The sequence below is a fragment of the Vibrio sp. 10N.261.52.C11 genome, from assembly GCF_041471405.1.
GTDB classification, from domain to species: domain Bacteria; phylum Pseudomonadota; class Gammaproteobacteria; order Enterobacterales; family Vibrionaceae; genus Vibrio; species Vibrio crassostreae_C.
This window is the reverse complement of sequence record NZ_JBFROI010000053.1, coordinates 1-24,980: the sequence shown is the minus strand read 5'-3', so window position 1 is coordinate 24,980 and position 24,980 is coordinate 1. Positions and strand designations below refer to the sequence as shown.

Sequence of the window (24,980 nt, the reverse complement as noted above, 5' to 3'; positions counted from 1 at the left end):
CACGCTTACGTCTAGATAAATTAAAAATTACACTCTGTGGTTTACTTTTTGGTTTTGGTATGTAAACTAGTCAGTGTAGTTTTTGAGTTGGGTCTTTCCCAACGGTTGAAGAGATACCAATGAAAAAATATCTATTACCGATTTTAGGAGTACTTGCCGTGGTCGCTATCGTAAGCACAGGTTCACAATCAAATGACAATCTAGATAAGCTTCCAAAGAAGTTTGCTAACAGTGAGTTAGAGTACAAATCGGGCATGTCTGATATTTTTTCAATCTTGAAAGCGTATGTAACCGTGGAAAGAAATGAGCCAGTGCCACGTGCTGCATTGCCTTTGATTCCGATGACAGCCGAGCAATTGATCGAAGAGACAGAAGACGTTGCGTACCGCTTAGGTCACTCAAGTGTGATGATGAAGCTAGATGGCAAGCTAGTGATGACTGACCCTGTGTTCAGTGATCGAGCATCACCAGTGCAATGGATGGGGCCAAAGCGCTTTCACCCAACCCCAATCTCACTGCAAGATCTACCTGACATCGATGTGGTAGTGATCAGCCATGATCACTACGACCATTTAGACAAAGGTGCCGTGAAGGTATTAGCCGACAAAGTAGGGACGTTCTTAGTGCCATTAAGAGTGGGCGCACTGTTGGAAAAGTGGGGCGTGGATAAAGAGAAGATCATCGAATTGAACTGGTGGGAATCGGCAACGGCCTCAGACATTGAGTTCACGTTGACACCGACACAGCATTTCTCTGGTCGTGGCTTGCTTGATCGTGACCAAACACTGTGGGGCAGTTGGGTTATTAACGCTTCAGACAAGAAAGTCTTCTTTAGCGGTGATTCTGGTTACTTCAATGGCTTTAAAGAGATTGGCGACCGTTTTGGGCCGTTTGATTTAACCATGGTTGAAACGGGTGCGTATAACTCACTTTGGGCGGATATTCATATGTTCCCAGAACAGAGTGTTCAGGCACACATTGATCTGCAAGGTAAGGTGATGATGCCAATCCACAACAGTACCTTCGACCTTTCTATGCATGATTGGCAAGACCCAATGGAACAAGCACTGGCGATTAGCAAAGAGCGAGATGTACAAATGGTAAGCCCGGTGATGGGTGAACGTTTGGTGATCTCAGAGCCTGTACCTGTTCAGGCATGGTGGAAACTAGCATCGAATTAGAGCTGTCATCCAAATAGACATAGCTAAACCACTAAGCTGTACAACCCAACTTATACACGAAACGCCACCGATCTTACGATTCGGTGGCGTTTTTTAGTTTTATTTTTAAGATCAGCTTTCTAAGTTCTGCGCCATTTTCTTCGCAATTTTTCTGAATTGTTCTAACTCGTCTTCGGCCATGCCTTTGGTCATTCTCTTCAGCATGTCTCGATCGATATCCGAGACCTTACTCATGATCTCTTGACCCTTATCAGTCAGAACCAATAACTGGCTGCGCTTGTCTTCCGGGTTCGGAGACTTCTTCACAAGTTCCTGATTGATCAAGGCATTAATGAGCCGAGTGACCTGTGCTTTATCACGATCTAGGAAGTGTGCGATATCGATAGCGGTACATGGAGACTTCTTAGTAATGATCTTCATGACACGAATGTTCATAGGTGCGATCTCTGAGTCTAAGCTCTCAATCTGTTCGCTCATTTGACGTTTCAAAGAGTGCACTAGACGAAAGATTGATTCTAGCGATGTGTTATCAGACATAAACGATCCTTAGAAATATAGTTGACATTATCAACTATTGTATTTATAGTTGACATTATCAACTTAATTGTTCGTAAATTCAAGACAGGAAATAGATATGACGATTCAAGCAACTCTAACGCCAACTCTTCCTGAGCAAAAAGGCACACCGGTTTTATACAAAGTTTTGGTCATGATGAGCTTAATGCTGACGATTGGCGGCAGTTTAACGGCTGTGATGACTTACATGAATGTCGGATTCGGCGAGGAATTTATTGGCAACTGGCTTTCTTCGTTAGCCCTTGTTGTCGTGATCATGATGCCAATGGGCACGGTGATGATGGCTTTAGTCACCAAAGCCGTTGCTAGAGTGTTCACAACTTATAGCGAGAAAGTTCGCAACCTGATCGTAGGACTGATCATGGCATTCATAATGGAGTCCATGATGGCATTTGTAACAGCGGCAAATAACATTGGATTTTCGGATACATCGGCGTTTACCAGTGGATGGTTTAATGGATTTATTGCCGCACTTCCCATTGGCCTTGCGATCATGGTCGTGATGTCGATGACGGTTAAACCTAAGCTCGAACGATTCATGAAGAGCTAACCAAAACACTTTTTAAGCATTTTAGGAGGTCCAAATGAAAGCATTCACAGGCAAACACAATAACTACCGTATCACTATCGAAGAAGTGAACATCAAAGAAGATCGTGAACTTCAAACCATGCAGTTTGAAATTGAAGACAGAGAAGATATGTTCGCGATTGTTGAGAAGATCAAACATGACAGCGGCTTAGATGAGCAATCAGCAGCGCGACTAGGAGTGAGCATTCGCTTGTTAGGCCCATTGATGATGCAAGATAGAAAACACCCTCTGTTTGTTGATTTTATGCCTCACTTCAGAAACTTCATGCAGAATTTGAAGAAGACGTTGAAAGGGCAGTAAAGCCTAACCATCAGCAACACATCGAAAAGCCAGTAACGAACTTACTGGCTTTTTTACATTTAAATCAAAATAGTTTCAGTTGTTTGCGTCTAGAATATGCGAAAATTGATGGCTGAATTTTCGGTGTAGCACCGTTGTTGAATTGTCTATTCAAGCTTTAAGAAATCCGATATTATACTGGTCATAAAACTAAAGGTGGTATTATATGACAAATGTATTTAAACAAGCAGCTGAAGAACTGTTGAGTCGTCGTGTTGCTGGCACCAAAGCACCAAGATTGGACGAACAGTACCGTCCGAATAACTTGGAAGATGCGCTAAAGATCCAATCTTCAATGATCGATTTGAAAAGCGATAAAGTCGGCGGTTGGAAGTGCTTACTTCCTCTGGCTGAAGACAAGTTTGTTGTTGCGCCAATCTTCTCGGGCAGCGTTCAACAAGGCGAAGTTTGTGAACTGTTTGCTGACAACGGCGTAGTACGCGTTGAGCCTGAAATCGCATTTACGCTTGCTAAGAGCCTGCCTGCAAGCCAAGAAGGCTACAGCGAAGAGCAAATCAACGAAGCGATTGGTTCTTGCCACATGGCACTTGAGTTAATGCAGTCTCGTTTTGCGGATGACAGCGGCGCTGAGTTCTATGAAAAGCTGGCCGATGGCCTAGTAAACCAAGGTCTATTTATTGGCTCTGAGATTGATCGCGAAAAAGCGTTCACTTCTGCAGAGATCAGTATTGAAGTGACTCAAGGCGAGCAAGTTCAAGCATTCGACGGTAAGCACCCGAATACACTGCCACCAAGCCCAATTTACTGGCTGATTAACTACATGACACGTCGTGGTGTTGATTTCCAAGCGGGTGAAGCCATTATCACGGGCTCTTACTGCGGTATCGTGGAAATGGAATTCGATAAACCAACGACCTTCCACTACGAAGGCATTGGTGAATACCAAGTAACGTTCAAGCAGAAACGCTAACTTCTAGCGGCGCACTATCTGTTATCGAAAGGCTGTTTACTGATGAGTAAATAGCCTTTTTTATTACGTGATGCTTAATAGGGTTCTTATTACTTTGCATTAAATTAGGCGTTTAGACGTCTAGACGTTGACAAGTTCTAAGTGTGACATTAGTCTGCTCACCTTCCTGTTCTATTGTGTTGTCGTTCCATGTCCAATTCAAAAAATTCTAACGCGGTAATTGCCCCTTCTGCAGTGGCGCTTATCCCTCTGATCGTTTTCCTTGCGCTGTTTATTGGCGTGGGTACATACCTGTCGCTACAAGGCGTCGATTTTGCTTTCTATCAGCTTCCAGCTCCGATTGCGGCTCTGCCTGCCGTGATGTTAGCGTTGCTATTGAGCAAAGATAAATTGAACCGTGCGATCGAGCAGTTCTTAGGTGGTGTGGGTCACAAAGACATTATTGCAATGTGTATGATCTACCTATTGGCGGGTGCTTTTGCTGCTGTGGCTAAAGCTTCTGGTGGCGTGGACGCGACGGTAAATCTTGGTCTATCTGCTATCCCAACGAGCATGATCCTACCGGGCATCTTCCTTATTTCGGCGTTCATTGCGACGGCAATGGGTACTTCTATGGGTACTATCGCTGCGGTTGCTCCTGTTGCACTAGGCATTGCTGACTCAGCTGGCATGAGTATTCCTCTAACCGCTGGCGTAGTGCTAAGTGGCGCTATGTTTGGTGACAACCTTTCTATCATCTCTGATACCACGATTGCCGCGACACGCTCGCAAGGCTGTGAGATGAGAGATAAGTTTAAAGAGAACATCCGCATTGCACTTCCTGCTGCACTTATCGCGATTGTTATCTTTGCTTTCAACAGCACGGCAACTCAGGTTCCTGAAACAGGTCCAATCGAGTGGCTAAAAGTCCTTCCGTACATCACTATCTTGATTCTTGCGGTATCGGGCATGAATGTCTTTGTCGTGTTGGCGATTGGTATCTTGCTGGCGGGTGGCGTGAGCCTAGGTTCTGTTGAGAACTACGGTATGACTGATTACGCTCAAGATATCTATGCAGGCTTCGGCAACATGCAGGAGATTTTCTTATTGTCGATGCTAATTGGCGGTTTGAGTGAGCTAATGCGTCGTCAAGGTGGATTGGCGTTCCTGACTAACTTAGTAAGTGGTGTGATTCGTGCGTTTGGCTCTTCACACTCTAAGCAAGCGAGTGGTCGTGCGAGTGAGCTAGGCATTGCTGGCTTGGTATCTATGGTGAACTTATGTACTGCAAACAACACGGTAGCGATTATTGTGTCTGGTAGTGTGGCTCGTCAATTGGCGGAAGAGAACAATGTGTCTCCACGTCGTTCTGCAAGCTTGTTGGATATCTTCTCTTGTGTGATTCAAGGCGTGTTGCCTTACGGTGCGCAGGTATTGCTGTTAGGTTCGGTATTTAACCTATCGCCTTTGGATATTGTAGCTAACTCTTACTACTGTTTTGCTCTTGCAATCGTGGCTGTGGTTGCTGTGTTTATTAAACACCCAGCACGTCAAGTGGCTCAAGCTTAGTAACAATTGACCAAACTGAGTGCTCACTGGCTCTGATAAGAAGGCTCCTTAATAGGAGCTTTTTTGTGCGTGAAACTCATGGCTTGAAAATTCAATGTACGTCTTCAAATACAAGAAAACCGCCTATGTAGACGGTTTCTAATTTCGTTATAGCGGTTTTCAAGTTTATTGTAGTGTGAATGACAATTAGGCTTGAGAGCTTTAATTCAGCTTATTAGTCACGAACTCTTTGTTTCTGACCATTAGCCACATCAGGCCGCCTAGCGTACCGATGGATAATTGGATAAAGCCTAGGTTTTCAATCAGTGACTCTGGGCGGATTGAAACTAATACCATGCCAAGCGAGCCACAAATCATGCTGAAGAACTGTATCAGTGCGACGGCAGAGCCCGTGTCATGATCTTGTTGATTCAACATCAAGTTGGTCCCCGGTACTCGCATGATGATCGCCATTAATGTCGCTGGTGCAGCGATGAACATGAAGAACCAAGGGGACAGGTCGCCAATGGTTAGGGTGAAGATTCCCGCAAGCGCTAATAAAGCAAAACATCCTGAGATGACCTTTTGAACCGGCATTCGGTAGGACAACTTCATGTAAATTGTTGGACCAAATGAGGCGCACAGTGCATTGAATGCGAACGCGTAACTAAACTGTTGTTCGGTCAATCCAAAGTGATCGATGTAGATATAAGAACCCGCCGCAAGAAAGCCCATCAACGCCATCGGTATGATAGAGAAAATGACCAGCAGCTTGACGAACGAGCGGTTTTTCATGACCACGCCCATTCTTCCCCATGATCGGAATATAGAACCTTGGTATTTGTTTTCGAGTGTTTCTCGGTAGCAGCAAGCTAATACTGACGCAAATGCACCAAAAATGGCGAGCGTGACAAACATCATTCGCCAAGAAGCAATTTTCAGTAGAAAGGCACCAAATACAGGCGCAACCATTGGCGCGATGATCACCAGTGACATGATAGTCGCCATGATCTTTTCACGTTCTCGGCCGTCATAAAGATCTTTGACAATGGCGGTAGCGATAACGGTGATAGCACTGCCAGCAAAGGCTTGGAATACACGAGCACTAATCAACTGTTCGATGCTATTGGTCATCGCGCACAATATGCTCGCGACCATATAGCTCGCTAATCCAATTAATAGGATCGGCTTACGACCAAATTTTTCGCTGAGCGGCCCCCAGAACAAAAGACCGATGGCGTAAGTAACGAAGTAGCTGCTCAGGGTTAGGTTGACCATTGATCGGTCAGTATTAAACACCTCGACCATCTGCGGAAGCGCAGGTAAGTAAAGGTCGATGGTCAATGGAGGGAAAGCACTTATTATGACGAGAAAAAATAGCATACCGGTCTTTCCCAGTACTGGTTGTGGTCTCTTCAAGGTCGCTCTCCGTTGTCCAAGGTAGGTTTCTAATTGATGTGATATTGATATACAGAAGGTTAAGGCACGTCAGACAAGAAGGATAGAGTTGTTCAAGAATATGGTGAAAGTATCGATGAACTTATCTCTATGAGTCCGAATCTACGAAGTCGGTCTGTATACTGAATTGTATTACAAAACATTATTACTTTTATAGCTAACGAGTTCAATCAGTTAGTAGCAGGGTAGCTTGTGATCGCCAACGACACATTGTAATGATTATCGAGTTGGCTTGTTATCTTTTCTTTGGGCGCTTTTCGACTAAACCGTTACGCTCTAAACCGCGTCTAACACTGCTGCATAGCTTACCAAAGCGGCGCAGTTCCTCGAAGTTGGGGCCTTGGCCAATTGAAATACGGTGCTCCCAGTACATCAACTCACTGTCGACCATCTCTAGTAGCTTTTTAGAGCAACCCGAGCAGTTTCCTTTTGGCCCACAGATAAACGTCTCCGATTCGTAAAGTGGGAGTTCGTTTTTAACTTCTTCAATTAAGCTTAGCATTGCCAAATTTAGATTAGGCTTTTTGGTTGCTAGTGGTTTCAAGCTTGGTGCTTGCGCAGTTATCAAAGAAGAAGTTTGTGTGTTGTGGTGTAAATTCAAAGCAGCTGATGACATATCAAAGGCCTCAAGGAGAGAAGAAGGAGGGCATGCTACTCTTCACAACAAAGTGAATCTTGATGTAGTGCAATAAGCGTGGATATATACCCAAAAGAGGTAGGAGCCACAAGCGGTTGTGACTCCTTATCAAAGCTCGGTACTAATGAGAGATTTTAGAATTCGGCGTCGAACTGGAATTCCATCCACTCTTTGGTGACTGGGTGGTGCAGCGCAAGTCTTTCTGCGTGTAAGTGCAATCGGTCGGCTTTATTGCCATACAAGCCGTCACCGACGATAGGCATGTTAAGGCCTTCTTGGTGTGAACAGTGAACACGCAACTGGTGTGTACGCCCTGTTTTAGGATGCAGGTAAACCTTAGTGGTTTGCCCGTTTCGCTCAATCACTTCCCATTTGGTTTCTGCTGGCTTGCCGTGTTCGAAGCAGACAATTTGACGAGGGCGGTCATACAAATCACCACGCAATGGCAGTCGAACATAGCCTTCATTTTCTGTTAGAACGCCTTCAATCATTGCCACGTAACGCTTTTCGACTTCACGAGTAATGAACTGCTTCTGTAAGCTCTTGTTCGCACGTCGTGTGAGAGCGAAGATTAGAATGCCAGAGGTCGCCATGTCTAAGCGATGAATCACAAATGGGCCTTCAACATCGGGATGCATTTCTTGAACACGTGTGTAGGCGGAATCTTTGATGGTTTTACCCGGCACGGATAGAAAACCTGCTGGCTTGTGTACTACCACGATGTGCTCATCTTGGAACAGAATATCCAGCTCTTTGCCTTCTGCTGGGTTCTCTAGCAATGGGTTTGGATCGACTTCTAGGCCTTTCATCATATGGCCTAAAATCGGCACACATTTACTCTGACAAGAAGCGTAGTATTTCTTGTGCTTGCGGATTTCCGACTTTGGAGAGCGGCCCCACCAAAATTCAGCCAATGCCAGTGGCGTGTAACCATGTAAGTACGCGTATTGCAGCAATTTAGGCGCAGCGCATTCACCAGAGCCAGCTGGTGGTATCTTGTTTGGCGTGTTTTCAAAGATTTGGTTAAGGTCTTCAACGTTTCCTTCCGCATTCTGGAAAGCGTATTGTGAAAACAGTTTGTGCTGAAGCTGATGAGAAAGGAGTGCTCTTTGCTCTTTGAGTTCAGCTAATTGATTAGTGAACACATCAACTTTGATTTGTAACTCGTTTAGGATCTGTTCCCAGTTGAGCTTTAGGTACTTCTGCTGGTTCTTGTCAGCAACACTGGCCTTGTTAAGCTCATTATTCAGTTGTTCGAAGGCTTGTTCATCAAGGTTTTTTTTACCTTGTTCGCGTTGTTCTTTACGTGTTTTTCGGCCTTCTATAATCAACAAACGTTGCGCTTCGATCTCCTGTTCTGCCTGTGTTTTCTGTTGTGCTAACTGTTCACACAATTCAAGGTATTCAGCGTTTGCTTGCAGCGCTTTAAATTTCGCATTTACAGCCATCATGTCGGCTGTGTCTTGATGGAAAAAGCTATCGCTGCTCAACATGTCGAATACGGGCGGCACAAAGTGAGGCAGTAGGTTTTGGTCTGCGATTTTTCCAGAGAAAGCAGAGAAGTAACCCAATTCACCTTCTGGGCTTTTCACCAGTAACACACCAAACATTTTGCCGCGACCAGCGTCAGAATCTAGTCCGAAGTCATGCTGCCAGTCGGTTTGTGTTTCTAGATATTGTTGAAGCTGATGAGAGGCTATTTCACACAGTGGGTGCGGTTCGTAGTAGAACGGGAATGTGAAACGCTCAGGCAACGAATATGACTCGATCGGCTGTTGAAAACGAGTGAAGCAATGCTCAGGAGTATGGCTGTTTTCTGAGTCGTGCGTTGGTTTTGATGAGTGCATAGTCGTATTAATACTTATATCGTGGTGATAAATGGTTGTGAGTCTACTGTGTATGTTTAAAGGCTTTAAACACAGTACAAGGCGGCGATTCTACTCTTTATCGAAATACGCCTCAAATAAGAAATGGTTCTATTACAGGATAGCTAAGCTAGATGGTTAACACTGAACCCATGAGTTATGGCTTGAACGCCATTAATTGATGAGTAACTTCTCGTTTTTAATCATAGAAGACAATTTAACAAACCAAGGGTGGTAGCCTTGCCGCCCTCTTATTAAAACTAAGGTAACGTTATGATTCCACTCAATACTTCGATTGTTTCCGGTGTCGCTATTTCAGAGAGCGACGGACAAATGAAAATGCTATTAATGAAGCGTGTTAAAGGTGAGTTTTGGTGTCACGTCGCAGGCTCGATTGAAGCGGGTGAAACAGGCTGGCAGGCTATCGTGCGCGAGTTTGAAGAAGAGACCCAAATTAAAGTGGAAGCTTTGTATAACGCGCAGTTTCTGGAGCAGTTTTATGAGGCGCACGTGAATGTGATTCAGCTAATCCCTGTGTTTGCGGTGCTATGCCCACCCAACCAAGCGATTGAACTGAATGACGAACACACCGAGTACCGCTGGTGTAATTTAGAAGAAGCAAAAGCGTTAGCGCCGTTCCCCAACCAACATGCCGTCTACGATCATATTTGGTCGTATTTTGTCGATAAGCCAGTCAATCCGCTTTATCGAGTGAAATTGAACTAATACTGGCTGTTTAAGATCTAGGACTTACCAAGGTAAGGGGCTAAAAAGGTGCTCACTTGCGCTTGGCATAACCCCACATCTACCTTCACACCGTGCGATTCAAGGATGGCAACTCCACGACCATTATTACGAGGGTCTGGGTCTAGCATCGCCACGACTACGTGTTTTACACCTGCTTTAACCAATGTATTGGCGCAAGCGGGTGTTCTGCCGACAAACGAACATGGCTCTAAAGTTACGTAAGCGGTAACCCCTTCCATTGTTCCGTCCGTTTTGTCGTTATAGTTATTGAGTGCTTCAACCTCGGCGTGGTTTCCGCCGACTTTTTGCGTGTATCCAACAGACACCACCTTATCGTCTTTCACCAAAACACACCCTACTGGCGGGTTTGGTTGGCAATCAGGTAAGGCTTGGCGCGAAGCTTCGAGTGCTTGCAGCATGTATTGTTGGTTCATGGTCGTTACTCAGTATGACGAGAGAGCGTAGCAGCTAGTCGCCACGCGTGGTTGATGAGTTGGTTAATTACTAACTTAATAAGCTAATAAGTGGGGCATGTTCGATCTGATTGGACTTTTAGTCAATGGTTTTAGCGTTTGAATTCGACTGCTAGTTAACTGTGACTCATCGTTAACTTGGGCCACTGGGTTAGCCAACCTTTGGATTGCACTCTTTGATCAAAGATATCTCGGCTACGCTTTGGATTGGGTGTGATTTGCAAATCAAACAAACTCTCTAAGCCAAAGGCAGAAATACACTCGATGTTTCCATGGAGGCTTTGTTTCACGGCGACGGCGGTTTCTTTCTCTGGCCAATAACTCATCGCATCCAATGAGCCTTGGTAACGTTCATCCCCATTTCTAGTGTGCATGTAGGCTTGATTGCGAACTTGCCAATTCAGTTCGGGTAACCGTTGTTGAAGCTGAGCCTCGTATCGAAGATCCGATTCGTAAGAGGTATCAATGGGATCAAAGTAGATCACATCAATATCATTGAGTGGAGTCGGGGAGGCATAACCATGTAGGTGATCCCAAACGAGGTTTCTCACAAAGCCCGCAGCAACATAGCACTGCGGCAAATCCAGGTGAGCGACACAGTCTAAAACCTGCATTCGTAAGGGATCTTGTTTGATCAACGTGACGATGTGGTTGGCTAGCGGATGTATCATTATGATGTCGGAACGTCGGTGACTTGGTAGTGACGTGTCACGTTCTGGGAGATTTCACCCCATTCAGAGGCTTTTACTCGCTGTTGGTGCATTTCGAATGCTTCTCGGCTAGTGAATTCTTCATACACTTCAAAGCGATTAGGTTGAAGCGTGCTTTGACTGACTCGAAACACGATACAACCAGGTTCTTCCAGTGTCAGTTCTTTGTGTACAATCAAGGCTTGTGTGACGGCTTTTAGGTCGTTGTCTGGCACTAGAATATGCCCTTGCAGAATTACTTTACTCATAATTACGTCCATTTAATTACGTCTATTTAATTTTGTCCACTACGGCTTTTTTCTATAAAAAGCTTTACCCGTTACAAACATAATCCCATTTTGATGTTGTGACGTATAGGCTAATGTGGCGATTAATTGTTCACATTGAATACATCTTTGGTTACAGCGTAACTTTAGGGGCGATGTGAGCAATAAAAAATAAGACGTTGGAACTAAATCCGCGTTGGTCCGGTCTATTAAATTAGTATCATTGAACTGTATTGATACTGAAATGAATTTGTCATCTGAGAGAACTAACCTTAATTTTGAAGAGCGGCTCATAGGATTGAATTGAGCCATAGTTGATATCTAGGTCATACTTTGATGTAAATGGTACTCAAAACTCTATAAATTTTGTGATTTGTATCATTGATCTGGACATCAAACACCGTTAGATTCGAATGGTTGGCAATAAAAATAGCTCATGAAGAGCAGTTAAAGAAAAGGAAATATCCCTTATGAAAAAAATGAGAAGAGCACAGCTTCATCGCGTTCGTATCCAATACTGGAAAGACACGTCAAAAGAAGCATCAAAGAAATAAGCTTTAATCGTAGAGCTTTAAAAGCTGAAAAGCTTAATCAAATGTAAAACGCAACAAACTGATTTCATTAGCACTCTCAAGGACCTTCATCTGGTCGGCGACTAACGAAATCATCCCCAAAGAGCTGGCAGGCATTAACAACAATGCAATTCAATGTCAGCTCATTAATACCTCCTCTAAGTTTATCTTCGTTTGTTAAACCTGTTACCCCAAACTAAAGCTTGTTCCTTGTTCCTTGTTCCTTGTTATCGCATCCCTGTACTCGTTAACGTCTTGATAATAAAAAAGCTCCCGATTTCTCAGAAGCTTTGATTTAGATTTTGATATCTGATGTGACTGCCCGATAAAGGCTCGTGCTTAGGATAGACTCTAACGTTGGAACAGCGTCTTTAAGCTCACATCGTCCGTTCTATTTAGCTTTAGGCTCAGTAGATAGCCACCAACACCGATCAGTGCGTAAATACCTAAAGATAAAATCGGCGCTTCTGCAATCGCACTTAATGGGTTGCTTGCTATGAGCACATTCATTGGCAATGACGCGATGAGAGATAGGAAGTCATTGATGCCATAGAACCCAAACACGGCGACAGAGAGGAACTTAATCGCATAGCTTGAGATGAAAATGACAAGCAGTGGAGAGTTTACCAGCTGCGAAATCGCTAGAGTGACGGTTGCCAGTGGCAATAAAACCAGTGCAACTAACATCATTCGTCCAAAAAACACGACCCAGTTGCTCAGCACATAAAACAGAGATTGCTGCTCAACCAATAGCGCCAGTTGTTGTTCACTTGAGACGTTCAATATCCAGAATAGAAAATCTGCGAACAGCACTAACAATGCACAGATAGCCGGAATAACCACTAAACCGAATCCTAGCTTCACGCCGTGAGTCATTGCGTTAGATACCGGCATACTTCTCCAAAACATCGAACTGCCTTCTTGGCGCTCTTTACGCAGCGTTTTAGGGATATATAGCGTCGACAGGATCAGTGAAATAAGGCCCGCGCCAAAGTAGATCACTGAGTTGAGATCTTGTGCGAACTCTCTGTGGATGTCGCTCACGTCACCGTTCACTTGCATTTCAAAGAAAAACTCATGTTGTGCTGCGCCATTAAAGAACAGACCAACGAACAGTAAGAAACCACATAACGCGACAAACAGAGGCAATCGAGTGTTAACTTTGTGCTCGATGAGTTCTTTTTCTAGCATGTAAAAACTTGGATGCATTATGCCTTCTCCATCTGTGTTGCAAGGAATAGATCTGCGAGACCAACGTTATAGATGTTACCCAGTGATTCAACCTGCGCTTTGTATTGACCTTCCAATAACCACTTAGTAGTGCCTAGCCCTGATTGTGAGGTCAGTGGGTTGAGTTTCTGAATCTCGCTTGAATGGTTGTTTGCGACTTCAATAATGAAATAGTCGCTCTCGATGTCTTCCATGCTTTTTTGCAGTACACAATGACCTTGCTTCAAAATCAGTACATCCGTTAATAGGTGTTCAATTTCTGAAACCTCATGGCTTGCAATGATCATGGCGCGTTCGCCGTCGTGGAACCACTCAAGTAGATGGCGATAAAAAGTATCGCGGTACAGTAAATCTAGGCCAAGTGTAGGCTCATCTAAGATCAACACTTGGGTGTCAGTCGCGATGATGATCGCAAGGTGAAGTTGTACTTTCATCCCTTTAGAAAGCTGCTTGATAGTAGAAGACAACTTAATATTGGTGCTGCTTAACGTCTGTTCTGCTTTTTGCTTGTTGAAGCTAGGGTGCACACCTTGTGTGTATCGAAGCAGTTGTTTAACCGTCATCCACTCGGGTAACACGTTAACATCTGAGATGTACGACAAGTGCTGCATGAGCTCTGCGTGCTGGTGGATAGGGTGGTAGCCGTTTACTTCAATCTCACCTTGATAGTTGTGTCCACCAAGCAGTGATTTGATCAGAGTCGATTTACCCGCGCCATTGTGGCCAAGCAGACCAAGTACTTGCCCTGGCTTTAACTCAAAGCTGATGTTTTCGACACCCACTTGATTTGAATAGGTTTTGGTTACGTTTTTCACGGAAAGTAAAGTACTCATGACTTGTCCTTTATATGTTGTGCTAGCTGTTTCACGAGTTCTTCGACACTCATATCAATGATGCCTAGCGTCTCAGCGATGGCTGGGATCTGTGTGTTGATGAATGATTGGTGTGCGGACTCTTTCAATTTTTGAAGTGCCCCTTCGGCCACATACATGCCTTGGCCGCGTTTTTTCTCTACCAAGCCTTCATCCACCAGTAACTGGTAGCTTTTCATGACAGTAAGGTGGTTGATCTTGAGATCGGCGGCAACCGCACGCACAGAGGGCAATGCTTGTAGCTCTAGCCAAACACCCTGAAGAATTTGGTCACTGATCTTGGCGGCAAGCTGCCTAAAGATCGGCTGGTCGTCTTTCCATTCGGTCATAATTAAAACTGCATGGTGATATACATGTGTATAACACTAACCTATTTATTCGAGTTGGCAAGGATTTTATGAAAGTGCATCGGGTATTTTTATGTTTAGATAAAGCACGTTTGGTGGGGAGGGCACTTGAAGCCTACATCCTTGTGGGCTCTCAAGCAGCTGTATAAGCGATGATTATTTGAATAGGGAATGGTTGCTGATCAAGATTTCTATTAGGCTGGGCCTATTGCTCCTTTGAGTCATTAGGCCGGCTATACAGGTAACCTTGATGTAAGTTGTAGCCTAACTGACACAAGATATATTGCTGCCTACGCGTCTCGACACCTTCATAAATCATTGTGATATTTGATAGGCGTCCAATCTCCGAGATATTGAGCAATACACCCTGATGATGCTCTCCTGACTCGATATCCTTAACAAAGCAACGATCCAGTTTTAGATAGGCCGGAGAGATAACATTGATGATTTCGATGTTGTTATTGCCCGTACCAAAGTCATCCAGAGCGATAGTGATACCAAGCTTTTTGATATCCTTAATGTTATCGATAACCTCACACCCATAGCCAATGTTCGAATATTCAGTAATCTCTACGACAAACTCATTCGCTTCCATCGCGGCTAAATGCTCTCTGAGCCTTGCGAAGTTCGACCCTACCAAAGCACTCGGACACACGTTGACACCATAGATCTCATGGCTGTTGTTTAACTTCGCTTTTCTGACTGTCTCGATGAGTAAAATAGTATGAAAAATGAGTAAATTGGTGCGTCTCATGGTGTTGATGAAGCTTAAAACGCCAACGTTACGCACACGAGATAACAACTCGTAGTAGAGAACGCAGTTGTCTTCGGTGTTGATGATCGGCTCTTCTTCAAAGGAGATGTGTTTCCAACGAAACAGGTAGATCACGAAACCCAGAATATAGGAGCGATAAAGCAGGGTGGCGAGTATCAGAGAAAGCGCAATCCATAGTGCAACAATGTCGTCACTGTAGAAGGTGATGGTTGCACCCGTTGGTAGGGAGGTTTGATAGATAGATTTACTCTCTTCGCCAAGGTTTAAGATGTGGTAACCATTCTTCTGGATGGAAATCGAATCGACTAATAGAGGCAATAGTGAGTTCTTGTATCGAGCTTCGATAGATCGTTTAGATATTCGAGCAACCATCTCAATGTCGTGCTCGGTATCCATGAAGCGTGAATAGGCAAAGTCAGCACTATCGTAGAAGTCGTCTAATTGATTGAGCTCTATCATCTTAGAACGTGTTTTAGAGATATAGCAGGAGTCATAAGGTGTGGTCATGACGACAGAATCAAGGTTGAGCGAGTGCCTTAGCGAGTGCACAGCCCCGTGGCTATCGCAACCGTAGTCCATGACTTCTGCGGCAATGTGTTTGGTGTTCTCACTGTATTCATTCGCAATCTTCGTCGTATAAAGGATTTGGGAAAAGTAGACAACGAATAGGAAAAAGGAAGAGATGGTGAACACGGCTATCAGAGCCTTAATCAGCTCTCGATGATAGGTGTTGAACATCAGTTTCAACATCTCGAACTGGCTGGGCTTGAACTGGTTGATGTCGTACTTAGGTGCGATACGGTTGGTTGAGCTTTTATCGAGATCGATAAAGTAACCTACCTTATAAAGGTTAGAGATAAGTTCGCTATTATTATCTACCTTCGCTTTCTTACATAAGCTTCGATATTTCTTTCTTATAGAAGCAATAATATTTTTTAACGCGTATAAGCTAAACTCTTCGTCAAAGTGTAATTTAAAAGATTCTTCAACATCTCGTGCAGATTGAGGGTTTGATATTGACGAGTGTTCAATAAGGTATTTGAAAACAAAACTCTCTTTACTATTAAGAGTTTCCTCTGATATCTTATTACTGTCTCTTTTTATGTATATTTTTTCTTCATTGTAGATTAGTTGCAAGCTCTCATTATTGTTATTTATATTGAAAGAACAGTGCATAGCTTAACTCCTAAGCGATAGTTATTATATTTGTGTGATGGATATGTGATGGCTGGGATTTTCATTCAACACAAGAGTTCGATCTAAATAATATAACCAAAATGTCACCATTTTATCTCAAGATGTTGATACTAATCGCAGAATTTGGGCTTTAATGAAAGGTTATGGAGATGTTCACCCAAAAGTTGAATTTATAAATGAAAGCCAATGATTTACAAGGGGTAAGGGGGATTTATCCATTTGTTTTGGTATTTATCCATTTCACAGCTTCTACGCGGTAGGTTTAGCGACTGGATTTAGAGGTTTCTAATGTAGCTTCTGATGGTATTCATTCGGTTTATCGATGTGTGAGATTTATCAGAATTTTTCATGATAAAATTAAATTATGTCATTTTATGTGATATTAATATAATTTATGTGGCGTATTGTTTTGGTGATTTAATTAAAGTAATCAATGATAGAATTAATTATATTTGTTGAATGATTGACTTTAATTTATTCTGTTACGAAATTTAAATAATTAAACTTTAAGGTGGGATATTTAAAATAGGGAAAGGATGATTTTTATCATGATGTGTTGATTAAAGAATTTTAATGGAATTATTATTGACATATGTATCAAATATGTGTCTATGTAAATATTAATCGGCTAGTGATGAAAATAAGATATGAATGAGGTTGGTGTTATACCATGAGCACTGCCTAAAAGTATAAGCAGCAACAAGTTAGATCAATTAGTGTTATTTTTGAGCAAATGTTAGCGTAACCACATGATATTCAAAGATCTGTTGCGGTGGCTTTGTGTTAACTATGGAAGCGTGCAATCGTTGAGTATTTAACATGCACCATCAAGCACCACGATCTGTGGTTCTTTTTCTGGCTGATAAAGCACTTGACAAAAGTCTCCTTCTGGCGAATAGGTGTAGTTTTCGGTGTCGAAAGAGATGGCGGCTACTCTTTCTGCATTGCTGCCAGAGTCTACTTCTTTGTTGATGACATGAAGCTCTGTTGCGTCGATATTGAGCAGTCTTCTTAGTGAGTCAACATAGGCGATTGGGTAACCATGACAAACGTAGTAGGTCTCAATCTCCGTCTTTTCAACATAGTTGCAATCATCCTCAACGCCAGCAATCGCTGACTTCGCGTAGATCATATCGATACCCGTGCGAAGGTTACCAGCCACATCATGTATTTTACTCGCCCGAGCACTTCCTTGAACGTCTAAGAACTTGACCATAGCTGTCGCCGAAACGATCGCTAAAATTAATACAGAGATGATGAGTTCTAAAAGAGTGAAGCCGTTTTGTCTGTTCATGGTTACCGATTATTTGCTCTGCTAAAGGGACGGAATGAGGGTAATCTAAATACCAAAGTCATTACAGTTAGTGGGTATCATGGTTTGGTGTTTTATTGTGTGAATTTCTAAGTAATTTTCTTTATAAACAATAGCTTAATTATTTCCTCTTACTGTTAAACGCTATGTAAGCATACGTAAGCGTACACACCCACAGCAGCCGATTGTTTAGGAAGCATTCAAACGACTTAATTTATTGATAAATAAGTCTTTAATTGTAGGATTGTCGACCATTCAAAAACTGACTTTCGACTTCATTTGAGGGAATTGGTTTACTAAATAAAAATCCCTGAAGATACTGGTATCCACAATCGATTAAGAACGCTTTTTGCGTTTCGGTTTCGACACCTTCAGCAACCACTTTTAGCCCCAATTTTTCACAGATAGCATGGGTGGCTTGGACAATCGCTTTGCTCCCTTTGTGTGAACCGTGGACGAAGCTTTTATCGAGTTTCACGGTGCTAATCGGTAAGTCATGCAACATCGACAGTGACGAGTAGCCTGTGCCAAAGTCATCAAGGTGAAGCTCTACGCCCAATTTAGAAATATCGCTTAACGCTTGCCTGACTTCACCATGCTTGAAGATCATGGAAGATTCGGTGATCTCAAGGGCGATGCTTTGAGGTTGGATATTGTAGAAGTTCAACATTGCTAATAGCTGCTCGGCAAAGGTCGCGTGCATCTGAATACTCGAAATATTGATACTCATCATCAACTCACTATCAAACTCACGTTGCCATATCGATAGCTGTTTGAGTGCAGAGTTCAGAACCCATTTCCCGAGCGGTACAATCTGCCCCGTCTCCTCCGCTAAGCTAATAAACTCATCAGGGCCTATGTTACCTAGCTCTTTGTCTGACCATCGAAGCAAGGCTTCAAACCCTTTCACCTTGTCGCTGTTGGTGTTCATGATCGGTTGGTAGTGAAGGTTGAGATCGTCGTTTTCTATGGCGCGTGCCAGTCGATGGCGGATCTCTACTTTGCGATGCAGGGTTTGTGCTAAGTCTGGGGTAAACGTTTGGAAGCGGTTTCGACCATTCGCTTTTGCAAGATGCATCGCCATACCCGCTTGCTTTAGCAATGTTTCTTGGTCAACCGCGTTATCAGGGAAATGCGCGGTACCTATGCTGCAACCGACAGATAAACTGCCGATGCCTCTGATATGGAAACTTCGGTTTAAGGCATCAATGATGCGAGACCAAAGTAGTGGGATATTTTGATTTCGGCAGGTGTGGGCAATCACAATGAATTCGTCGCCACCAAATCGCCCTATCATACATTTCTCATCAACCAACTGTTTAAGGCGTTCACCAACCTGTTTGAGTCGTTGGTCTCCGACAGTGTGCCCATAAGTGTCATTAACTAATTTGAAGCCATCAAGGTCGACAAACATCAATTCAAACGGTGAGCGATAGGCAATGCTGGTTTCTAGAAGGTTGCTGATCCCACGGCGATTATAAAGCTCCGTTAAACAGTCGTGTTCTGCGTTGTATCTGGCTTTTATCAGCTTCTCTTTTTGCTTTGTTGTACAGGTTAGGTTTAGCAGCAGTTCGCTTTTATCAAAGAGCCACTTTCCTTGCACATCAAAATGGTGTGCTCTGAAGGAGGAAACCTTGATAAACCAAGGCGCACCGGTTGTTGGTTCTCTATTCTGTAAACGTGTATGTACAAAAGTGATTACTATGTTTTGCGTACGGTAAATGTAGGGCTCTGATTCCAATATTGATGATCTATGACCAGTATATATACTGCCTTCGCTTTTAATAAATACTGGTGATAGGAATGTCGAAAACCAAAGTGCTCATTGTTGAAGATGACCAAGAGATAGCTCGTCTAACGACGCTTTACCTCGAAGCTGAAGGTTACAATGTTAGCGTTGTTCATGAAGGGAACTTGGCACTTGAAGCGATCCGTAGTATTGAACCTGATTTAGTGCTGTTGGACTTGATGCTTCCAGGGATGAGCGGCGCGCAAATTTGCCGTCAAGCCCGTGAGTTTTACAATGGAATGATTTTAGTGCTAACGGCTTCCGCCGATGAAATGAGCGAGGTCAGCTTGTTTAAATTTGGTGCGGACGATTACGTTGCCAAACCGATTCGTGGCCATGCCTTGTTAGCGCGAATTGAAGCGTTATTGCGTCGAGCGACTCCCGTAAAAACTGCGCAAGAAACTACGGCTGAAAAACAGTGCGATATTGTAATCAACAGCTCTGCTCAAAGTGCCACGCTCTACGGCCAAAACCTCAAGCTTACTTCTGCTGAATTTGAAATCTTAAACCTTCTCGTTAATAACATCTGTCAGGTCGTGACTCGAGACCAGTGCTGTCAGTTATTTAGAGGGATAGATTACGCGTTCAACGACCGCTCGATTGATATGCGCGTGTCTGGGTTACGCCGAAAGCTGCGCATTCACGCAAAAGACAAACAGTTGATTCGTACGGTTCGCAACAAGGGGTACATGCTGGTTGCGTAAGTTCATTGCTACGAAGCTTCGCTCGGTTTCGATGTTTGCTCGCTTATACCTTGGGATTGTGACTGGGATGTCGGCAACGATATTTTTGTTCTTGAACCTTGGTGAGGGGTACATGCGACGCACCGAGATCGAAACCTTCCTTAACGATGGTATCTACTTTGCGGAGCAGTATGTTCGTCAACACAATCAAGAAAACTCACTCTATAAAGAGCTCGATAGAACAGGCTACCAACAATTTTATATCTTCAATTTACGCCTGTTGGAGAATTGGTCGGGCGAGGCGCCTTGCCAACAATGTGAGTTATACACAACCTTAAACGGTGTGCCGATATATCTAAGTGATGACAACCTCTATTCGACCGTGTTTCAGCTACCAAACTCTAAATTCAGTTTTGGGTTCAGTGAGGTAGGGGACTTTTTCTCTCCTGACATTGAATGGTACGAAGACTCAGAACGACACTTTTTGTTAGGGCTGTTGTTGGCTGTGATTGTGGCGATTGGAGCAAGTGTTTACTTACCTGTGAGGCGTTTTCAAGAAAGAATAGAGTTGCTCGTCGAGAAGCAGAAACAGTTTGGTAAGGGCAAGCTTAGTACTCGATCTGACATGGACGACATCCATCCTGTTTCTGATTTGGCCAGCAGTTTTAACTTCATGGCTGAAGAGATCGAAAGCAAAGTAAAACAAAGTCATATTTTCGCTCAAGCTATCCCACACGAAGTACGAACTCCGCTAAGTCGTATTCAACTGGCGACCGATATCCTAAGAAGGGGAGCCCCCGATAATCATCAGGTTCTTTTCGATGACATTGATACCTACATTGAGGATATCAACGAGCTCACGTCAGAAATCATCATGCTGTCGAAGTTGAATGTCATGGATAACTCTTTCTTTGAGCTCGTTAAAGTGACCTCCGATCTTCGTGAGTATTGCCTAGACCGAATTCGTTACTCGAAACTAGACAATGCCACCTTTGAATCTAAGGTACAGCTAGAGTGCAAGATTAAGTGTGATTGCTCAATGGCACGCTTGGTGTTCGATAACGTTCTCAAGAATGCGGGTAATTACACACAAGACAAAGTGTGGATGACGCTGGATGAGAACTCAGAAAACTGGCTGGTGGTGATTGAAGACAATGGTTCTGGAATACCAGAGAATAGGCGTGATAAGGTATTCCTTCCGTTCTCTCGACTAGACTCAAGCAGAACGTCGACCAACGGTGGATTGGGGTTGGGCCTCGCGATTGCTCTATCGGCGGCTAAAAAACTTTCTTGGGATATCAAAATCGACGACAGCAACTATGGTGGCGCCAAGTTCAGTATCGTGATTCCTAAGATCGCATAAGCTGCAGCTTCAAGAGCTCTTCAGGCTCGTCAAATAACAAAGCCACCGACTAATACCGTGGCTTTGTTATATTCCGATTTACAAGCGAGTGACTTCTTAGTTACTACTGCCTAGAGCCTAGAGCCTAGAGCTTAGAGCTTAGAGCTTAGAGCTTAGAGCGATGAAGGCCATAAATAGCGTGGTCAATGATGCGACCATTCAAGTTTTCGTTACGCGTGATGATACCTTCTAACGTGAAATGTAAGCGCTCACAAACCTTACGGCTGCTTTGGTTACCGGTTGCGGCTGATATCTCTACCTTTTCCATATCTAACTCATTGAAAGCAATATCAATCAGCTTCTGGACAACGCGCGTCACAATCCCCTTTCCTTGGTATGTCTCAGATAACCAATAACCTATCGTCACCTTTTGCTTATCATGATCAATAGTATTGAAACTGCAGTTACCGACGACCTTGTCTTGATACACGATCGCACAGGTCATGCTTTTCCCTTCCGCATAATCGTGTAGCGAGCGTTGGATGAAGATCCTAAAGTCTTGCTCGGTTTTACAATGTGGCGGCCACACGAGCCATTGACTTAGGTACTCATTCTGGCTTTGTGAGATTTCCGCGTAGTGAGAAGCGAAGCTCTCTTCAACCAATGCGATGGAGAGTTCGTTGTCGATAACCGTTTTAAACATGTCTTTCCTTTTCTTATGGCTGCTTATTTAAGCGAATCTTAGTCGGCAGGCTATAATGTCGCATGATTTTTAATATGCAACCATTTGTAGCACGGATTTTTCGTTATACGTTGGTTCTATCACGAAACTCATTAAACCTTACAATAGTTGTGTATATAATCATTAGCTATGCATTAGTATTAGCGGCCTAAATATATAAAAAATATAAAAATGCTAGGCTTAAATAATGAATCAACATTGCCAGGACGTGACCGTGGACCTAAGGAAGGCTCTATTCGGTATTGCTAAGGCGCTTGATAACGTCGGTTTCGAAAGTAAAAATCATGGACAGAGAGTGGGCTATATCGCGTATCGATGTGCTCTGAGTGTGGGGTGGGAAGAAGAGCAAGCGCAGCTCGCGTTTTCGTTAGGCTTGATTCACGACTGTGGTGTCTCGCAAATTGATGAACAGCTCAGTTTAACGTCTGGGTTTGTACCTGACTCAAGCTATCACCATTGTCAAAAGGGCTACCAAATCTTAAAAGAGTGCCCAGTTCTTTCTATATTTGCTAAGCCGGTTCTTTATCACCATACTCCGTGGTCTGAGCTAAGGGCTATTCATATCAGCGAGTTAGAAAGAGAACTAGCTGCCATCGTGATGCTTGCCGATAGAGTCGATTATCTATACGGCATAACCTCTTCTGATCGTTATGGAAACCTAACACCCGATGGCAAAGCGAGCATCATTGAACGTTTGACTGAACAAGCGGATGAGATGTTCGAAACCAACCTTGTGCAACACATGTGCGAGTTGGTTGATTTGGATGACTTCTGGTTTTCTATGGAGATTCCATACATCGAGAACATGAGGGATAACTTTGAACCTGTGCCATTTTTCTCCCAGCAAATGTCGCTGGATGAGACGGTGGCCTTTGCCGAGTTTATCGCCAATGTTGTTGATACCAAAAGTTCGTTTACCTTTAAGCACTCTTTAAAGGTTGGGCAGCTTTCAGAATACCTCGCCAAACAGCTGGGTTATTCCTACACCACTCAGCGCAAACTCTATCTGGCTGGGTTAGTCCATGATATCGGTAAACTGCAAACCCCTAATGACATTCTGCATAAGCCGGATTTACTCACTGAAGAAGAGTATTGCTGTATTAAACGCCATGCAACGGACACTCGATTCGCATTGCAGGAGTTGTTCAGGTCACCTCAGGTTTGTCAGTGGGCATCTAATCATCATGAAAGGTTAGATGGTTCGGGTTACCCAATGGGAAAAATGGCGGAAGAGTTGGATCAACCCAGTCGAATTGTTGCTGTGGTGGATGTGTTTCAAGCGCTAACTCAGTCTCGACCTTATCGTGGAGGCATGACGTTAGAAGAGACTCTCGCTATTTTGAGGGACCACGTTGATAACTTTAAGTTGGATCGAGAAGTGTTTGAGTGCCTTAATAAACACGCGCAATATTGCTTTGAATTATCGACAGACAAACGAATGTACGCGTTTTAACGCCACTGAATGCTTTCTAGGTGTGATGCCTTAACTCATATTCGATGAGAAATGACCAAGCACCAGAAACAGAAAAGCGATAGCCGAGGCTATCGCTTTTTTCATGGGGGCTTATCAGGATCTTTATATCGAGATTAGTATCGTTTTAAGATCTCGATGATCGCTTGCTCAGTTTCCGCTGCGATGATGGCATCAATGTCATCATCATTTTGGAACAACTCTGATAGCGCCATAATCGTATGGATGTGGCTATCTGAGTCCATCGCCGCCAGAGTAATCGAAAGGTAAACGTCACCGTTGTCTTCTGACTCTAAATCAACACCCTTTTTGAATACCGTTACTTGCAGTGATGCTTCGTTCACACCATCTTCAGGGCGAGCATGAGGCATCGCAATTTTTGGTGCCAGAACATAGTACGCGCCGATGTCCTTGTGCTTTTGCTTGATAGCTTCAACATAGCTTGCTTCGATTTTGTTGCTTGCTAGCAGTGTTGAACAGGTCACATCAATCGCTGCATCAACCGTTAGGTTTTCTTCAGAGTTGATGATAACGCCTTGGTTACCAATTAAATCGAATAAGCTCATGAAACAATCCACCCTAGGATAAGACCAACAACACCGAAGTCGAAGTCAGCAAACGTTGTCGCTTCAAGACCAAGGCCACCCAGTACTGGAAGCAGTAGCATTGGTAGGAAAGAGATACACAGACCTTGCGAGAACGAACCTAGAATTGCACCGCGTAGACCGCCTGTCGCATTACCGTAAACGCCTGCTGCACCACCTACGAAGAAGTGTGGAACGACGCCAGCTACAATGATTGTCCAGCCAAGCGCACCTTGAACTGCCATTGCTAGTAGGCCAGCAGCGAAAGAACAAAGGAAACCGATAAGTACCGCGTTTGGTGCTACAGGGAATACCATAGGGCAGTCTAGAGCAGGTTTTGCGCCCGGTACTAGCTTGTCAGAGATACCTTTGAATGCAGGAACAATTTCAGCAATCAGCATCTTCACACCTTGCAGTACGATGTAAACACCACCGGCAAACACAAGAGATTGCATGAAGGTGAATACTACCCAGTTTTGACCGCCTGATACTGTTTCAACAAAGTCACCGCCAGCAACAATTGAGGCAAACATAAAGAAGATAGCCATTGTTGTTGCTACAGCAACTGGCGTATCACGCAGGAACATTAGGCTCTTAGGTACGTTGATGTCTTCTGTTGATTTTGAAGTGTCACCAAACTTGCTACCAATGTAACCCGATACTAAGTATGAGAACGTTGAGAAGTGACCCATCGCCAACTGATCAGTACCCATCACTTTCTCTGTGTATTTTTGAGCAAGTGCAGGGCTTTGTTTCCTAAATCA

At 43.7% G+C, this 24,980-nt stretch carries 23 protein-coding genes and 2 pseudogenes; 9 read left to right on the top strand and 16 right to left on the bottom strand.

Annotated features, from left to right (window positions below; all coding sequences use genetic code 11):
* Positions 1-119 precede the first annotated feature (119 nt).
* On the top strand, positions 120-1,181 hold the full coding sequence (locus AB4323_RS18785; protein WP_029235615.1) for an MBL fold metallo-hydrolase: 1,062 nt from the start codon (positions 120-122) through the stop codon (positions 1,179-1,181).
* A gap of 111 nt (positions 1,182-1,292) precedes the next feature.
* Here AB4323_RS18785 and AB4323_RS18780 read toward each other — a convergent pair whose 3' ends face one another.
* Positions 1,293-1,718, bottom strand: a complete 426-nt coding sequence (locus tag AB4323_RS18780; RefSeq protein ID WP_017060573.1) for a MarR family winged helix-turn-helix transcriptional regulator — start codon at positions 1,716-1,718, stop codon at positions 1,293-1,295.
* Positions 1,719-1,815: 97 nt separating this feature from the next.
* On the opposite strand from AB4323_RS18780, the gene AB4323_RS18775 reads away from it, so the two are divergent.
* From AB4323_RS18775 to AB4323_RS18760, 4 genes are all read left to right on the top strand, one after another.
* Positions 1,816-2,307, top strand: coding sequence for a DUF2798 domain-containing protein (locus AB4323_RS18775; RefSeq protein WP_017081271.1), 492 nt, complete (start codon positions 1,816-1,818; stop codon positions 2,305-2,307).
* 34 nt (positions 2,308-2,341) lie between these two features.
* Positions 2,342-2,647, top strand: coding sequence for a DUF3861 domain-containing protein (locus AB4323_RS18770; RefSeq protein ID WP_017060575.1), 306 nt, complete (start codon positions 2,342-2,344; stop codon positions 2,645-2,647).
* Positions 2,648-2,852: 205 nt separating this feature from the next.
* Entirely contained in the window at positions 2,853-3,617 is a 765-nt protein-coding gene (locus tag AB4323_RS18765) for a hydratase (protein ID WP_017060576.1), read from the top strand.
* A 189-nt stretch (positions 3,618-3,806) separates the two neighbouring features.
* A complete protein-coding gene (locus AB4323_RS18760) occupies positions 3,807-5,165 on the top strand; it encodes a Na+/H+ antiporter NhaC family protein (protein ID WP_372153093.1) in 1,359 nt (452 codons plus the stop codon).
* Positions 5,166-5,366: 201 nt separating this feature from the next.
* Here AB4323_RS18760 and AB4323_RS18755 read toward each other — a convergent pair whose 3' ends face one another.
* The 3 genes from AB4323_RS18755 to AB4323_RS18745 form a co-directional block, all read right to left on the bottom strand.
* Positions 5,367-6,527 carry a multidrug effflux MFS transporter gene (locus AB4323_RS18755; protein WP_102428768.1) on the bottom strand — a complete coding sequence of 387 codons (1,161 nt, stop codon included), beginning with the start codon at positions 6,525-6,527 and terminating at the stop codon, positions 5,367-5,369.
* A gap of 310 nt (positions 6,528-6,837) precedes the next feature.
* Positions 6,838-7,218 (bottom strand): hypothetical protein, encoded by a 381-nt coding sequence (locus AB4323_RS18750; protein WP_102331989.1) that lies wholly within the window; start codon positions 7,216-7,218, stop codon positions 6,838-6,840.
* 155 nt (positions 7,219-7,373) lie between these two features.
* On the bottom strand, positions 7,374-9,086 hold the full coding sequence (locus tag AB4323_RS18745; RefSeq protein WP_372153091.1) for a pseudouridine synthase: 1,713 nt from the start codon (positions 9,084-9,086) through the stop codon (positions 7,374-7,376).
* Positions 9,087-9,377: 291 nt separating this feature from the next.
* Here AB4323_RS18745 and AB4323_RS18740 point away from each other — a divergent pair, with 291 nt between their 5' ends.
* Positions 9,378-9,830, top strand: coding sequence for an NUDIX pyrophosphatase (locus AB4323_RS18740; RefSeq protein ID WP_017060581.1), 453 nt, complete (start codon positions 9,378-9,380; stop codon positions 9,828-9,830).
* A gap of 17 nt (positions 9,831-9,847) precedes the next feature.
* Here the strand turns inward: AB4323_RS18740 and AB4323_RS18735 are convergent, their stop codons facing one another.
* The 9 genes and pseudogenes from AB4323_RS18735 to AB4323_RS18695 all read right to left on the bottom strand — a co-directional run.
* On the bottom strand, positions 9,848-10,285 hold the full coding sequence (locus AB4323_RS18735; RefSeq protein WP_017060582.1) for a bifunctional diaminohydroxyphosphoribosylaminopyrimidine deaminase/5-amino-6-(5-phosphoribosylamino)uracil reductase RibD: 438 nt from the start codon (positions 10,283-10,285) through the stop codon (positions 9,848-9,850).
* Between the two features lie 155 nt (positions 10,286-10,440).
* A complete protein-coding gene (locus AB4323_RS18730) occupies positions 10,441-10,995 on the bottom strand; it encodes a nucleotidyltransferase family protein (RefSeq protein WP_372153089.1) in 555 nt (184 codons plus the stop codon).
* Positions 10,995-11,282: a putative quinol monooxygenase gene (locus AB4323_RS18725; protein WP_017066682.1), complete on the bottom strand. Its 288-nt coding sequence runs from the start codon at positions 11,280-11,282 to the stop codon at positions 10,995-10,997. Before AB4323_RS18725 ends, AB4323_RS18730 begins: the two co-directional genes overlap by 1 nt.
* A gap of 941 nt (positions 11,283-12,223) precedes the next feature.
* The gene (locus AB4323_RS18720; RefSeq protein WP_017083226.1) at positions 12,224-13,081 is read right to left on the bottom strand and encodes a hypothetical protein; all 858 of its coding nucleotides are present in this window, start codon (positions 13,079-13,081) and stop codon (positions 12,224-12,226) included.
* Positions 13,081-13,935 (bottom strand): ABC transporter ATP-binding protein, encoded by an 855-nt coding sequence (locus AB4323_RS18715; protein ID WP_017079596.1) that lies wholly within the window; start codon positions 13,933-13,935, stop codon positions 13,081-13,083. Before AB4323_RS18715 ends, AB4323_RS18720 begins: the two co-directional genes overlap by 1 nt.
* On the bottom strand, positions 13,932-14,303 hold the full coding sequence (locus AB4323_RS18710) for a GntR family transcriptional regulator (protein ID WP_102331995.1): 372 nt from the start codon (positions 14,301-14,303) through the stop codon (positions 13,932-13,934). Before AB4323_RS18710 ends, AB4323_RS18715 begins: the two co-directional genes overlap by 4 nt.
* Positions 14,304-14,526: 223 nt before the next feature.
* Complete coding sequence (locus AB4323_RS18705) at positions 14,527-16,272, bottom strand: EAL domain-containing protein (protein ID WP_372153087.1); 1,746 nt, start codon at positions 16,270-16,272, stop codon at positions 14,527-14,529.
* 835 nt (positions 16,273-17,107) lie between these two features.
* Positions 17,108-17,587 carry a type II secretion system protein gene (locus tag AB4323_RS18700; protein ID WP_372153085.1) on the bottom strand — a complete coding sequence of 160 codons (480 nt, stop codon included), beginning with the start codon at positions 17,585-17,587 and terminating at the stop codon, positions 17,108-17,110.
* 250 nt (positions 17,588-17,837) lie between these two features.
* Positions 17,838-19,226: pseudogene (locus tag AB4323_RS18695) on the bottom strand (putative bifunctional diguanylate cyclase/phosphodiesterase); the annotation flags it as partial.
* 182 nt (positions 19,227-19,408) lie between these two features.
* Between AB4323_RS18695 and AB4323_RS18690 the strand changes: the two are divergent.
* Together AB4323_RS18690 and AB4323_RS18685 are read left to right on the top strand one after the other, a co-directional pair.
* Positions 19,409-20,098: a response regulator transcription factor gene (locus tag AB4323_RS18690; protein ID WP_017060591.1), complete on the top strand. Its 690-nt coding sequence runs from the start codon at positions 19,409-19,411 to the stop codon at positions 20,096-20,098.
* Positions 20,091-21,440, top strand: coding sequence for a sensor histidine kinase (locus AB4323_RS18685; RefSeq protein WP_372153083.1), 1,350 nt, complete (start codon positions 20,091-20,093; stop codon positions 21,438-21,440). Before AB4323_RS18690 ends, AB4323_RS18685 begins: the two co-directional genes overlap by 8 nt.
* A gap of 145 nt (positions 21,441-21,585) precedes the next feature.
* Here the strand turns inward: AB4323_RS18685 and AB4323_RS18680 are convergent, their stop codons facing one another.
* A complete protein-coding gene (locus AB4323_RS18680; RefSeq protein WP_017064876.1) occupies positions 21,586-22,122 on the bottom strand; it encodes a GNAT family N-acetyltransferase in 537 nt (178 codons plus the stop codon).
* A gap of 226 nt (positions 22,123-22,348) precedes the next feature.
* On the opposite strand from AB4323_RS18680, the gene AB4323_RS18675 reads away from it, so the two are divergent.
* Positions 22,349-23,614 (top strand): HD-GYP domain-containing protein, encoded by a 1,266-nt coding sequence (locus AB4323_RS18675; RefSeq protein WP_372153081.1) that lies wholly within the window; start codon positions 22,349-22,351, stop codon positions 23,612-23,614.
* 134 nt (positions 23,615-23,748) lie between these two features.
* On the opposite strand, the gene AB4323_RS18670 is transcribed toward AB4323_RS18675, so the two are convergent.
* On the bottom strand, positions 23,749-24,198 hold the full coding sequence (locus AB4323_RS18670; RefSeq protein ID WP_017070990.1) for a PTS sugar transporter subunit IIA: 450 nt from the start codon (positions 24,196-24,198) through the stop codon (positions 23,749-23,751).
* Positions 24,195-24,962 (bottom strand): annotated as a pseudogene (locus AB4323_RS18665) (PTS ascorbate transporter subunit IIC); the annotation flags it as partial. The pseudogene AB4323_RS18665 and the gene AB4323_RS18670, both read right to left, overlap by 4 nt.
* Positions 24,963-24,980 lie beyond the last annotated feature (18 nt).

Bases quoted from the DNA above. Each gene is read 5' to 3' on its own strand.
- AB4323_RS18785 (WP_029235615.1), top strand. From the start codon at position 120: ATGAAAAAATATCTATTACCGATTTTAGGAGTACTTGCCGTGGTCGCT.
- AB4323_RS18780 (WP_017060573.1), bottom strand. From the start codon at position 1,718: ATGTCTGATAACACATCGCTAGAATCAATCTTTCGTCTAGTGCACTCT.
- AB4323_RS18775 (WP_017081271.1), top strand. From the start codon at position 1,816: ATGACGATTCAAGCAACTCTAACGCCAACTCTTCCTGAGCAAAAAGGC.
- AB4323_RS18770 (WP_017060575.1), top strand. From the start codon at position 2,342: ATGAAAGCATTCACAGGCAAACACAATAACTACCGTATCACTATCGAA.
- AB4323_RS18765 (WP_017060576.1), top strand. From the start codon at position 2,853: ATGACAAATGTATTTAAACAAGCAGCTGAAGAACTGTTGAGTCGTCGT.
- AB4323_RS18760 (WP_372153093.1), top strand. From the start codon at position 3,807: ATGTCCAATTCAAAAAATTCTAACGCGGTAATTGCCCCTTCTGCAGTG.
- AB4323_RS18755 (WP_102428768.1), bottom strand. From the start codon at position 6,527: ATGCTATTTTTTCTCGTCATAATAAGTGCTTTCCCTCCATTGACCATC.
- AB4323_RS18750 (WP_102331989.1), bottom strand. From the start codon at position 7,218: ATGTCATCAGCTGCTTTGAATTTACACCACAACACACAAACTTCTTCT.
- AB4323_RS18745 (WP_372153091.1), bottom strand. From the start codon at position 9,086: ATGCACTCATCAAAACCAACGCACGACTCAGAAAACAGCCATACTCCT.
- AB4323_RS18740 (WP_017060581.1), top strand. From the start codon at position 9,378: ATGATTCCACTCAATACTTCGATTGTTTCCGGTGTCGCTATTTCAGAG.
- AB4323_RS18735 (WP_017060582.1), bottom strand. From the start codon at position 10,285: ATGAACCAACAATACATGCTGCAAGCACTCGAAGCTTCGCGCCAAGCC.
- AB4323_RS18730 (WP_372153089.1), bottom strand. From the start codon at position 10,995: ATGATACATCCGCTAGCCAACCACATCGTCACGTTGATCAAACAAGAT.
- AB4323_RS18725 (WP_017066682.1), bottom strand. From the start codon at position 11,282: ATGAGTAAAGTAATTCTGCAAGGGCATATTCTAGTGCCAGACAACGAC.
- AB4323_RS18720 (WP_017083226.1), bottom strand. From the start codon at position 13,081: ATGCATCCAAGTTTTTACATGCTAGAAAAAGAACTCATCGAGCACAAA.
- AB4323_RS18715 (WP_017079596.1), bottom strand. From the start codon at position 13,935: ATGAGTACTTTACTTTCCGTGAAAAACGTAACCAAAACCTATTCAAAT.
- AB4323_RS18710 (WP_102331995.1), bottom strand. From the start codon at position 14,303: ATGACCGAATGGAAAGACGACCAGCCGATCTTTAGGCAGCTTGCCGCC.
- AB4323_RS18705 (WP_372153087.1), bottom strand. From the start codon at position 16,272: ATGCACTGTTCTTTCAATATAAATAACAATAATGAGAGCTTGCAACTA.
- AB4323_RS18700 (WP_372153085.1), bottom strand. From the start codon at position 17,587: ATGAACAGACAAAACGGCTTCACTCTTTTAGAACTCATCATCTCTGTA.
- AB4323_RS18690 (WP_017060591.1), top strand. From the start codon at position 19,409: ATGTCGAAAACCAAAGTGCTCATTGTTGAAGATGACCAAGAGATAGCT.
- AB4323_RS18680 (WP_017064876.1), bottom strand. From the start codon at position 22,122: ATGTTTAAAACGGTTATCGACAACGAACTCTCCATCGCATTGGTTGAA.
- AB4323_RS18675 (WP_372153081.1), top strand. From the start codon at position 22,349: ATGAATCAACATTGCCAGGACGTGACCGTGGACCTAAGGAAGGCTCTA.
- AB4323_RS18670 (WP_017070990.1), bottom strand. From the start codon at position 24,198: ATGAGCTTATTCGATTTAATTGGTAACCAAGGCGTTATCATCAACTCT.